This is a genomic window from Fortiea sp. LEGE XX443 (assembly GCF_015206815.1).
GTDB lineage: Bacteria > Cyanobacteriota > Cyanobacteriia > Cyanobacteriales > Nostocaceae > Nostoc_B.
The window spans coordinates 60,745-73,403 of sequence record NZ_JADEXZ010000014.1; the positions used below are offsets into that span (position 1 = coordinate 60,745).

Sequence of the window (12,659 nt, forward strand, 5' to 3'; positions counted from 1 at the left end):
AGTTATTTTGCTGCAAGCATTTGATTAGCTAATGCCGCATCTCTTTTTTGAGATGCCGTAGTTGTGTATCAATTCGCTTATTTGTAATTCTTATTCACTGATTGGTTGATTTAAAATCCTCTTTAATATATTTTTGATTTTATGTTTTGGCTGAGATTGAGTCATATTATTATCTTCGGAAAAAATCACTTTTCCATCTACAACACGTCTGGCAGGCCAGGCAACATCAAACTGATTTATATTCTTTGGCATCTCTGTGTGAGAATGCCATATTTTTACATCACCACTTATCAAATTTCCTAAACCACGATAATTGTAATTAATTGAAAGTGTATAAGGATTAAAATTAAGTAACTCCATAGATAAGGAAAAGAATGGTTGATCATTCTCAAAAATATTCTGATATTTTATTCCTAATTCTTTCCACAACCTGAAGACTTCTAGTACCTTTTTTACATTTATAGAGAAAAATATAACACCTGTATTATATTGCAATTGGCTTGAACAGCTAACTCCTTCTAATTCCATAATTTTCTCGAAACCCCAAAAATGATTAAGGCTGTAATGTGGTGCTGGAGAAGCAGCAATTCCATATAACTCAGCTTTTGCAAAACCCATTTCAATGTCAGAGATAACAATAGTGTCGCTGTCCAAAAAAAGATAGGAATTGTAATTATCTGGCAGAAAATCTATTAATTCTGTCTTGCGAAGAAGAGAATTTATCTGAAAATTTGCTCGAATTACTTTAAGTTCGCACTTTGGTACTTCCGAAACTTGATCAGTAATCAATATCTTGTCATAATCAGGCATGTGGCTCACTTTGATACAATTGAGTACCTCACTAATGTATTTTTCTCCCCAAGCGAAAAACACAATCGCTCTTTTTTGAGAATCTGCCATATCTTTTTTTTCTCCAGAACCTAGAAAATTAAATTTTGGTAAGAATAAAGCACTTATTTCACCATACATAAATTTTAGGTCAATAGTTCTCAAAGGTTTCCCAGCGCTGGACATTTGCGTCTTGGCTGTTCGCCGCTTTCCGTATTTTATCTGATCGTCATCCCTTATCAGTCGCAAGTAGCAGCAACGGAGCGATGATGCAATACTTGTGGCTTCTTATTTAAATAAGTTTTTATTTACTGATTGTCAGGACAATGTGTGTATGTTATCGTTGATCTAGAGAGACTAGCCTAATTAAACGTATGAGTCACCTAAGCGAATCTAGGACTGAACGGATCGATATCCGTACTAGCCCTAGTGTTAAAAAGCTTTTACAGCAAGCAGCAGCAGCAAGTCATAAAAATGTTAGCGAATTTCTGCTTGAGCATGGCTTGAAAGCTGCACAAGACACTTTAACGAATAGAAGGCTTTTTGCGCTGGACGATGAGCAATGGCAAGCTTTTCAAGATGCTCTTGATGCTCCATGTTTTGAAAAACCGCGTTTACGTTCTTTGTTAACAGAGCCTAGCGTTTTTGAGTAGCCTTGTGGCATTTAACAATTTATATATCGCTAAATTATCAAAATCCCACAACCTGAAAAACTTTGATTGTGGGGATTCTGATTTAAATAATTATTTAATTAAATATGCTTTAAAAAATCAGCAATCTGATAGTTCAACAACCTATATTGCCTGCTTAGAAAATGATGTAATTGGTTATTATACTCTGACTGTAGCATCAGTTATTCACGAGAATGCACCACCTCGGATATCACAAGGTTTACCAAAATATCCTATACCTGTTGCTTTATTAGCTCGATTAGCAGTAAGCAAAAATTTTCAAAAAAAAGGTATAGGGAGAGGCTTACTAAAAAACTGCCTAATTCGCGTAAATGAAGCGGCTGATCTAATTGGCATTCGTGCATTATTGGTTCATGCAAAAGATGAGAAAGCGCATGACTGGTATCAACAATTTGATTTTGAACCTAGCCCAACAGATCCGTTGCATTTATTTTTGATGTTGAAAGATATCCGCGCTACATTAGGGGATGTTTGAAAAGTTTTGGGCAAATATAATAGAGCCTCCAGCAGGCTCCGCGTAGACTTCGGCGTGAGCTTAGTCAAACGCTTGCTTCCTGTATTCTATCCGATCGCAATCCGCTATACGTCGAAAGAAGCAGCACCGGAGCGATCGCCTTTACCGTAAACTGGAACTGCCAACATAAGGATATCAAGTAAGAGAATGTTGACTGTTGCACTACCGAAAGGGGAACTCCTGAAAAATAGCATCCGCCTACTGCAATCTGTGGGATTAGATTTTAGTGCTTTTTTAGATTCTGGAAATCGCCAACTTCAGATTCTTGATGCTAGTGGACAAGCAAAAGGCTTGTTGGTACGCGCACAGGATGTACCTGTCTATGTAGAATATGGTCAGGCACAGTTGGGCATTGTCGGTTATGATGTGCTGCGAGAAAAACAACCGCAAGTAGCTCATTTGGTTGATTTGCAGTTTGGCTATTGTCGCATGTCAGTGGCAGTCAAAGCATCAAGTCCTTACAAATCACCTTTAGATTTAACTGCTCACAGTCGGGTTGCTTCTAAGTATGTTAATTGTGCGCGTGATTATTTCCAAAGTCTAGATATACCAGTGGAAATAGTACCATTGTCTGGTTCAGTGGAACTTGGCCCTATTACAGGGATGTCTGAGGCGATTGTGGATTTGGTTTCTACAGGGCGGACTTTACGCGACAATGGCTTAGTTGAGATTGAAACTTTGTATCACAGCACGGCGCGGTTAATTGCCCATCCTTTAAGTTATCGCATGAATACAGGTAATCTGTGCGAGTTGATTGTCAAGTTGCGAGATACGGCTTTGGTAGCAGTTAACTGAAGTCTGAAGTATGTTTTCCCGTGGCGTTCCCGCAGGGTAGTATGAAGTATGAAGTTATACCTTTTCTCTAAAATTAGGCAACACATTCAAACCCCACAACCCATACCAAATCAGAGTTTCTTAATTACGAATTACGAATTACGAATTGGTATTACTTCTACACTTCATACTACTTTAGTGGAAAAATACTCAACCCTACTCCCTAATATATTTTGGCTACACTAGAATTATCCTAAAAATTAGTGTACGGCGCGATCGCTTTCTCTGTGCTAAGTTTGGTCTTTTTATTACAACAACCTAAAATAACTTCTCTGATAAGTCGGAGTTAGCTAAATTATTCACTAAAGTAAAAAAGATTAAACAAAGCATTACACATCCAACACTTTTAATAAAACCTTTTTTTGAGCTTTTCGTAAAAAATTAATGCAAACTGAATCGTATAATCATGAACAGGCGAGACTACAAGTTCTGCGCCGATATGAGATTCTGGACACTGAACCAGAACAAGCTTATGACAATATTGCCAAGTTAGCGGCTTTTATTTGTGGCACTTCTATAGCTGTGGTAAATTTCATTGATGAAAATCGTCAGTGGTTCAAAGCCAAGCTAGGTTTGGATGTATCAGAAATGCCCCGTAATTTTGGGTTGTCTTATCTTTGCCTAGAATGCAAGAATATTGTAGTTATACCAGATACATTAGTTCACGCACAATTTGCGACAAATCCGGCAGTAACTGGTTATCCATATGTGCGGTTTTATGCTGGTGTACCCTTGATTTCCCCAGAGGGACAGATATTAGGAACTCTTTGTGCAATCGACCCAGCACCACGAGAACTCAATCAACAACAAGTAGAGGCGCTTTCGGCTTTGGGTAGCCAAGTCATTAGCCAATTAGAACTTAGACGCAATTTAGCCCAAAGGCAGCAAACTGAGGCATTTTTGCGCGAAAGTGAACAACGACTGAAGTTAGCTTTGCAGTCGGCTAAACTTGGTTCTTGGCAACTCGACCTCAAAACAGAAGAACTGTCTTCATCCAGCCAGTGCCACATTAACTTTGGTCTGCCCCCAGAAGTGGATTTTCCTTATAGTAAACTATTAGAATCAATTCATCCTGACGATCGCTCTAAAATGCAAGGGTGTGTCAGAGAAGCCATCGAAAATCACAGCGATTATGAAGCAGAATATCGCTGTATTTGGCCTGATAACAGCATTCATTGGATTTTAGCACGGGGTACGGTCATCTATAATGCTGATGATGAACCAATTCGGATGATAGGTGTGACGCTGGATGTCACCGAACGCAAGCAAGTAGAAGAGGAACTAAAACGGCAGAACTTGCGATCGCAATTATTTGCTGAAATCACTATTAGGATTCGAGAGTCTTTACAATTAGAAGAAATACTGCAAACTACGGTGACAGAAGTCCAAAAACTTCTGCAAGCTGACCGAGTACTGATTTTTCGACTGGCGGCTGATGGTTCAGGAACAGTAGTGCAAGAGGCTGTTTTACCAGGTTGGCCCGTAGTTTTAGGACAAAATATCATTGATCCTTGCTTTCAACAAGACTATGTAGAAAAATATCGTCAAGGACGTGTAAGAGCAATTGTAGATGTTGAAAAAGCTAACATTCAAGATTGCCATCGAGAATTTCTCCAGCAATTTGGTGTCAAAGCTAACCTCGTAGTTCCAATTTTGATTAGAGATGGTATTTGGGGCTTATTAATTGCTCATCAATGCGCTCACCCCCGCCAATGGAATAACTTTGAAACTGACTTATTGCTACAGTTAGCCAACCAAATTGGCATAGCTTTATCTCAATCACAACTTTTGGAACAAGAAACCCGTTATGCTCAAGAACTAGCACGTTCTAATTCAGAATTGGAACAGTTTGCTTATGTGGCTTCCCATGATTTGCAAGAGCCGTTGCGGATGGTGACAAGTTATTTACAATTACTAGAACGGAAATACAACAGTCAACTAGACTCCACAGCCGAGCAGTTTATTAACTACGCCGTGGATGGGGCGCGGCGGATGCAAAGCCTGATTAACGACTTGTTGAACTATTCCCGTGTGACTACACGGGGGCAACCCTTTGTTCAAGTTGATTGTGCAACTATCTTAGAGCAGGCGATCGCTAACTTAAAATTGGCTATAGAAGATAGTCATGCCACAATTACCCACGACTCTTTACCTGTAATCAAAGCTGACCGGACACAACTGACACAAGTATTGCAAAATCTTATTGGTAACGCCATCAAATTTCGTGGGAAACTACCACCACGTATTCATATTGGTGCAGTCAGGAAAGATGAGTTAGGGGAGCAGGGGAAGAATATCTTACTCAGCACTCAGCACTCAGCACTCAGCACTCAGCACTCAGCACTTAACACTCAACACTCAGCACTCAGCACTCAGCACTCAGCACTCAGCACTCCTAATGAATGGCTATTCTCAGTTAGTGATAATGGGATTGGTTTAGAAACACAATATGCCGAGCGGATTTTTGTGATTTTCCAACGCTTACATGGTAGAAGTAAATATCCGGGTACTGGTATTGGTTTAGCAATTTGTAAGAAAATTATAGAGCGCCACGGCGGTCGGATCTGGGTTGAGTCACAACCGGGTCAAGGCTCGATTTTTTACTTCACAATTCCAGATCAAGCAGGTTAACAATCGTGAATGTCATACCAAATATTATGCCAATAGAGGTTTTGTTAGTAGAAGATAATCCTGGTGATGCTGAACTTACACGCATCGCTCTACAAGATAGCAAAATCTCAGTCAACTTGAATATTGTGGAAGATGGCGTAGAAGCAATGGCATTTTTACGCAAACAGGACAACTACGCCAGAAAACCTCACCCTGATATTGTATTGTTAGATTTGAATCTACCGAGAAAAGATGGGCGAGAGGTATTGGCAGAAATTAAATCTGATAACAATCTCAAGCGAATCCCTGTCGTTGTGCTGACAACTTCTCAATCGGAAGAAGATATTCTGAAAGCCTATAACTTGGCTGCCAATTGTTACATCACCAAACCAGTTGATTTTGATCAGTTCGTTAAAATTGTACAATCCATAGAGAACTTTTGGTTTGCGATCGTAAAACTGCCGCCGGAGTAATGGACATGGCAGGAGAACTCATTAAGGTCTTGTTAGTAGAAGATAACCCTGGGGATGTCTTTCTCTTGCAGGAGTTATTAAAGGAAGTAAACACAGTCAAGGTAGAGTTGCAGCCTGTTGAGCGATTGTCTGAGGCGCTCAATTTATTGACGCATCACAGTTTTGATCTAATTTTATTAGACCTATCTCTACCCGATAGCCAAGGAATCGAAACTTTTGTCAGCGCTAACCACCAAGCACAAGCAACTCCAATTATCGTTCTGACAGGTTTAGATGATGAAACCCTTGCACTCCGCGCCATGCAAGAAGGAGCGCAAGATTACTTAGTCAAGGGACAAGTAACTGGTGACTTGTTAGTACGTTCTATGCGTTATGCTATTGAGCGTCAACGTGCTGAGGATGCCCTACGTCAGAGTGAAGAGCGATTTCGGGTAGCACTAAAAAATTCACCTATATTTGTTTTTAACCAAGATACAGAGTTACGTTATACCTGGGTTTATAACCCCATTGCTGGGTGGAAAGTTGAGCAAATACTCGGCAAACATGACTCAGAACTCGTTCCAGATGAAGATGCTCAACGTCTGACTGCAATTAAAAATAGTGTGATGATTACAGGTATAGGTACGCGAGAGGAAGTATCGCTCACTACACCCCAAGGCATTCGCTATTATGATTTGACTGTGGAGCCATTACGAAATGAGTCACAAGATATCCTGGGCGTAACTTGTGCCAGCATCGATATTAGCGAACGCAAACAAGCTGAAGAAAAAATCCGCGAACAAGCAGCATTATTAGATATTACTACTGATGCTATTTGTGTACGCGATTTAGAAAATAAAATTTTATTTTGGAATAAAGGCGCAGAAAATCTTTACGGCTGGAAAGTAGAAGAAGCTTTGGGTAAAAATGTCAGTGAGTTATTGTTTCGGGAAACATGCCCAGAATTTGAAGCAGCTTGGTTAAATGTGATCAGTCAAGGTAAATGGCAAGGTGAGTTAACTAAGGTGACAAAAAGTGGTAAAGAAGTATTAGTTGCTAGTCGCTGGAGTTTGGTATGCGATCGCCAAGGAATAACTCAATCGATTCTAAGTGTTGATACAGATATTACCGAAAAAAAACGCTTAGAAACCCAACTATTCCGCGCCCAGAGGATGGAAAGCATCGGGACTTTAGCCAGTGGTATTGCTCACGACCTCAACAATATCCTGACACCAATTTTGGCAGGAGCGCAACTATTACCGCTGAAATTCCCTGATACTGATGAACGAACCAAGCATTTGTTGGAAATTTTAGAAATTAATGCTAAACGAGGCGCAGATTTAGTTAAACAGGTGCTATCGTTTGCGCGGGGTGTGGAAGGACAACGGATCAATTTGCAACCCAGACACTTAATCGTCGAGGTTAGCAAAATTTTGAAAGAAACACTACCCAAATCTATAGAAGTTCGCTTGGATTTATCCCAGAAATTATGGACTATTTGTGGAGATAGTACCCAACTCCATCAGGTATTAATGAATCTCTGCGTTAACGCCCGTGATGCTATGCCCAACGGCGGTACATTAACGATTACTGCTGAGAATTTATTGATTGATGAAAATTACGCGCGAATGAACTTAGATGCTCAAGTCGGCCCCTACATAGTAATTACTGTCTGCGATACGGGTATTGGCATTCCAGAAGAAATTTTAGATAGAATTTTTGAGCCTTTCTTCACTACTAAACCGGTAGGACAAGGCACAGGATTAGGACTGTCTACAGTTCTAGGAATTGTTAAAAGTCATAATGGCTTTGTAAATGTGCAGAGTCAAGTCGGGAGTGGTACTTGTTTTAGAGTTTACTTACCAGCGGTGCAAGGAAAAGAAAGCTTCACTCCAGAAGAAGTGATACCCCGGACAGGAAATGGAGAGTTAATTCTGGTAGTAGATGACGAACCCTCAATTCAGGAAATTACCAGAACATCATTAGAAACTCATAACTACAAAACCTTAATTGCTAGTGATGGCATTGAGGCGATCGCACAATATGCCAAAAATGCCAATAAAATTAGTGTCGTACTCATGGATATTATGTTGCCCCTATTAGATGGGGTGACTGCTATCCGTACCTTACAGAAAATCAATCCCAAAGTCAAAGTTATTGCCACCAGCGGACTCATGTCTAAAGATAAATTAGGGGAAATTATGAAAACTGGGGTCAAAAAATTCTTATCTAAACCCTACACTATCAATGAATTATTGCTCAGTTTACAGGAGATTCTGAACGAAGTTGGTTAATGGTCATAAATTAAGTCTTACCGCTACCAATTAAATACAGCAGCGCCATCCGCACAGCTACACCACTGGTAACTTGCGACTGAATCAAGCTAAATTCTGGGTCATCCATTAAATCTGAACTAATCTCTACTCCGCGGTTAACTGGGCCAGGATGTAAAACTTTGACGTTAGGCTTGCACAGTTGCAACTTTTGCCGCGTAATGCCAAATAACTGATGATATTCTCGCAAACTGGGGAGTAAATGCGCTGTCATCCGTTCCTTTTGCAAGCGCAAAGTCATGACAAAATCGGCATCCTGTAAAGCTGGTTCTAGTTGCCAATGTAAAAATAGTTGCCCATTAAGTGTATCTGTTTTCTCACCATATATATACTGAGCAAATAATTTAGGTAAAAGGGTCGGCGGTGCAGCGAGATGCACTTGTGCGCCACTGGCGATTAAACTCCAAATATTCGATCGCGCCACACGAGAATGTAAAATATCTCCAACGATCGCAATTTTTTTACCCGCCAACAATTCTATGCGGGGATGATTGGAATCAATTAAAGTACAAATAGTAAATAAATCGAGCAACCCTTGGGATGGATGTTCGTGTTGACCATCACCAGCATTCAGGACGCTAACTCTTACACCAAGACGATCCATTTCAGCGGCGATCGCATTTGGTACTCCTGCTTCTTTATGGCGGATCACCATAATATCAGTACCCATCGCTAAATAAGTCTTAGCTGTATCAAGAATCGTCTCACCTTTGGTCATTGAAGAAGTAGAAGCAGCAAAGTTTAAGGTATCTGCACTCAACCGTTTCGCCGCCAATTCAAAACTACTACGAGTCCGGGTAGAGGGTTCAAAAAATAAATTCGCTACTACCTGTCCCTGCAAAGTTGGTACTTTCTTTGTCCGCCGTGATAGCACTTCTTGAAAACTAGCAGCAGTTTGCAAAACAGTATTGTATTCAGCGGTAGTAAAGTCGGCTAGGGAAATTACGTGATGACGATTCCAGGTAGTAGTAGGCATAAATAACTGTGCGTTGCGGTGTAAAGAGGCTTGTCCTTAGACATCGCTTCTCTAGCAATATTTACTTGAAGTATGCAGAGGTAATGATAGCACTTGGTTTCAACATAGGAACATAAAAGAAGGGACGTTATTAATAACGTCCCCATAATTAAATCATCAAACATTCAATATCGAATCAATTGGCGAGCCTTTACAACTCTCTCAAGAAATCGACGATTGCTTGTTGATCGTTAGGTGTCAAAGAACGGAAACGAGCCATAACTTCTCTTGCTTCACCTCTATGAGTAGTCGAAAGAGGACTGCTATATGGTGGGCAAATGACATCTTTGGGTGATGGGCCGTAGTCGACCACGTTGCCAATTTTATTGACAACTTTACCACCTGGAGGCACGGGGCATCCACCACCTGGCAGAGTGGAAGTCTTAGAGTCATCAGGTGCAGGCAGGTCATGTAACTCAATTGCTGCCAGCAGCGCATTGTCTACATTGCGAACAACTAACGGTGCGTTAGTCACTTCGCTATTTGTAGTTACAGTACCAGCAGGTGTAGTGTCACGGTTTAAGGTACTTAAGAAAACGCGAGCATCGTGGAGGAATGGAGGGCCAGATCTACCAATTCCTACTAGAGGTGCTGTACGGAACTGATCACCTTTAGCAGTACCTTGCTGGTTTGTGAAGCTATCACTAGACAGGTTGCGGGTTAGATCGTAGGTTGTGAAGGTTGCGGCGTTACTACCACCTGCTCCTTGTCCAGCTTGTCCAGGGCGAACTACCTCGGCGCGGCTCACAAGAATTGGATCACGTGGAGTTGGCGCAAACCGTTCAGCATCAATGGTTGGGCCTCTATGGATAATAATATCCGAGAAAAGAGGAGCCCAACGGTAGCTGAGAGCATCTACAAGTGCTTGTCCATCAGGCCCTAAGGATGGGTCGCCAGCAGCCGGAGACTGACCAGTTCTTTGAACTGGAATATGACAGTTCACGCAACCAACCATGCGATCGCTCTGGTTGATAGCATTAGGATCTAGACCATCGCCACCGCTAGGCATCTTATTAGCAATCATCCGGTTAGCAAAGGCAACCAGGTCAACACCAAACAACTGCGCTCCTCTTTGAACTCTAGCCGCTGGATTATTACCAGGTAGAGGTCTAGAAGGATCTTTAGACCGTAGGACAGCTAAAAGATTTCTGCCGAATTCTGGGGGAGCCGTCGCGCGTAAGAAATTGCGCTCACTAAATGGAGTGCTGACAGGAAGCTCGAAATCAGCAGGTGCAGGTCCATCAGCTATTTCGTTTCGGCAGCCGCTATTGTAGGGAGCAATGGCGGGGTTAGCAATATTTTGTTCCAAAGGAGAGAACACGTTGGTCATGCTCAGACTACCAAACATCCCCCCAAGGATAAACTGCAACATCTCTGAGCCATTGGCACGTAAACCAAAACGCCCAACCCCTGTCGCCAGGCGCTCGTCTTGTCGTGAGACAAGCTGCGATGGCGGTATGTTGCTAGGAATCATATTGACCTGACCGGTGATGCAATCACCGATACACTGCAATAAACCAGTTTTTATGGAAGAATTGTCACCTCTAGTATCGTTGGTGTCAACAGCGTTGATAATATCCTGGTTTGGAATAGCTTCTATCAACCCACGACCAATATATGGAGGCCCAGCGAGTTCAGTAATACCACGTCTAAACCCAAGTTCACTGATTCCTGTAGTTGGATTGAAGCCAACGAGGTTTCTATCTTCCGCAATGCTTGGGATAGCATCTGGTTTACAATCTAGACCGAACTTATCTCTCAGTTGTGCAGATGGTGGGCGTACATGCTGTAAGAAACCACCAAAATTCTGAGCAATACCAGATATAGGGTTGACAACATTATTCAACGCATCGAAATAGTTGGTCGATGGTGAAAAGTCGCCCATTACAGTAAAGGCTGCGGTTCGCCCTGTACTATTGACCCCATCCAATTCATTTAATTCTGGATTGGTGCGTAGACTCAGACGATTTAAGTCAACAGTACCATCTGGCTCGACCGGATCTAACCGCATACCAGGCGCTCTACCACCATTTACTCGAGTATCACCCGATGTGAAACTGAAGTTGGTGGGAACTGTTCTGCCGGCTCTACTGACGTTAGAAATACCTGTGAGCAGTCCTTCATTTGGAACTGACTCAACGCTATTCAGGTGACAACCTGCACATCGAGTTTGCATGGCCATCGACCCGAAACCTTCTTCAACTACGTTGGGGGTAGTAAAGAACTCAGACCCTTCTAGTATTCTTTCCCGAACTGAGTTCGGCACAGAAGGATAAAACAGTCTATCCAACTGAGCCAAAGTCTTCACGGGGGTCATTCCTACGTCGCCAAAAGTATCACGACGTACACGCTCCACTGGACGAAGAGGCCGAGTAGGAGCTGCAACCTCGAAGTTTGCTGCAACTTCGGCTCGTCGGCGTGTAATTAAAGTTGCATCGTCAGGTAAAGGAATCTGACCGAAGACTTTTTGCGGGTTGATATAGCCAATCAATACTGACAGGCCTAACGATAAACCCACTATCAATAAGAGGAATTTTTGTTTTCGCATTAACTAAGTTCCAAAACTTATTTAATATTTGAGTAATACAAGCTTAAGGCTACCGATTCCGCATCGGGTTTGTAGCCTTTTCGTAGATAACTACGAAGAAGATAAGCAAAGTGTTAATCCCAATACTTTGAACTTAAGTTCGCAAATTCCTGGGTAACTATTTACACTGTATATTACTACACGATAAAAGCAAAAGGAAATTTTTATTAAGTATGTAGCCTTAAATATTTCTACATAAACTATGGGTAATAAATCAAGATACTATGAAGTTAATGCCATCATAAAGCTGAGATTATGTAATTATTAAATTAATGTAAATTCGAGAATAAAGTTGAAAAAATATCTCAAGAAGGAATAGTTCTGCTGGAAAGTAAATAATTGAGTAATTGATATCTTATAGTTAAACTTTTGGCCATTATGCTCGCAATTAAAGATTGTTAGTATGGTAAGTAAGTCAGTTTGGAACAGAGCAATAAGCAATAGGTATAAAGCTTTTAGCGCAGTTCATTTTTCTTCACATAGTTTGATTGTGCTAACTTACTTATCTTCATCTTCACATTTAATTACATAATTATAGAACTTATGCACTGTACAAAATAACTATCATGTGTATTAACTTAAATACATTATTTCGGGTTTTTGTCAATCACCTTTGATTGGTTGCGATCACCAAAATATCACTGAAAAATCTAGCTATAAGCTTTTATTATTTTGGCGTTTCTGTCAATGGGTTAGTCCTAATAGTTAAGGCAAGCACGTAACAGTCCTAAATCATTTGTGAAAAACAAGATACCCGACTTCTCTAAGAAGTCGGGTATCTGAGGCTATTAAGG

General features: G+C 41.1%; 9 protein-coding genes. 6 read left to right on the forward strand and 3 right to left on the reverse strand.

What is annotated here, in order from left to right; genetic code table 11:
• Window positions 1-90 precede the first annotated feature (90 nt).
• The gene (locus IQ259_RS08200; protein ID WP_193883472.1) at window positions 91-1,014 is read right to left on the reverse strand and encodes a hypothetical protein; all 924 of its coding nucleotides are present in this window, start codon (window positions 1,012-1,014) and stop codon (window positions 91-93) included.
• Window positions 1,015-1,202: 188 nt separating this feature from the next.
• On the opposite strand from IQ259_RS08200, the gene IQ259_RS08205 reads away from it, so the two are divergent.
• The 6 genes from IQ259_RS08205 to IQ259_RS08230 all read left to right on the forward strand — a co-directional run bounded on the left by IQ259_RS08205 (window position 1,203) and on the right by IQ259_RS08230 (window position 8,224).
• Complete coding sequence (locus tag IQ259_RS08205) at window positions 1,203-1,481, forward strand: DUF1778 domain-containing protein (RefSeq protein ID WP_193883474.1); 279 nt, start codon at window positions 1,203-1,205, stop codon at window positions 1,479-1,481.
• 4 nt (window positions 1,482-1,485) lie between these two features.
• Window positions 1,486-1,995: a GNAT family N-acetyltransferase gene (locus IQ259_RS08210; RefSeq protein WP_193883476.1), complete on the forward strand. Its 510-nt coding sequence runs from the start codon at window positions 1,486-1,488 to the stop codon at window positions 1,993-1,995.
• Between the two features lie 186 nt (window positions 1,996-2,181).
• On the forward strand, window positions 2,182-2,829 hold the full coding sequence (gene hisG / locus IQ259_RS08215; protein WP_193883478.1) for an ATP phosphoribosyltransferase: 648 nt from the start codon (window positions 2,182-2,184) through the stop codon (window positions 2,827-2,829).
• A gap of 423 nt (window positions 2,830-3,252) precedes the next feature.
• Window positions 3,253-5,499 carry a GAF domain-containing protein gene (locus IQ259_RS08220; RefSeq protein WP_193883487.1) on the forward strand — a complete coding sequence of 749 codons (2,247 nt, stop codon included), beginning with the start codon at window positions 3,253-3,255 and terminating at the stop codon, window positions 5,497-5,499.
• A gap of 26 nt (window positions 5,500-5,525) precedes the next feature.
• The gene (locus tag IQ259_RS08225) at window positions 5,526-5,951 is read left to right on the forward strand and encodes a response regulator (protein ID WP_193883549.1); all 426 of its coding nucleotides are present in this window, start codon (window positions 5,526-5,528) and stop codon (window positions 5,949-5,951) included.
• Window positions 5,952-5,956: 5 nt separating this feature from the next.
• The gene (locus IQ259_RS08230) at window positions 5,957-8,224 is read left to right on the forward strand and encodes a response regulator (protein WP_193883511.1); all 2,268 of its coding nucleotides are present in this window, start codon (window positions 5,957-5,959) and stop codon (window positions 8,222-8,224) included.
• Between the two features lie 10 nt (window positions 8,225-8,234).
• On the opposite strand, the gene IQ259_RS08235 is transcribed toward IQ259_RS08230, so the two are convergent.
• Window positions 8,235-9,239, reverse strand: a complete 1,005-nt coding sequence (locus IQ259_RS08235; protein WP_193883513.1) for an aspartate carbamoyltransferase catalytic subunit — start codon at window positions 9,237-9,239, stop codon at window positions 8,235-8,237.
• Window positions 9,240-9,429: 190 nt separating this feature from the next.
• Window positions 9,430-11,826 (reverse strand): di-heme oxidoredictase family protein, encoded by a 2,397-nt coding sequence (locus IQ259_RS08240; protein WP_193883515.1) that lies wholly within the window; start codon window positions 11,824-11,826, stop codon window positions 9,430-9,432.
• Between the last annotated feature and the right edge of the window lie 833 nt (window positions 11,827-12,659).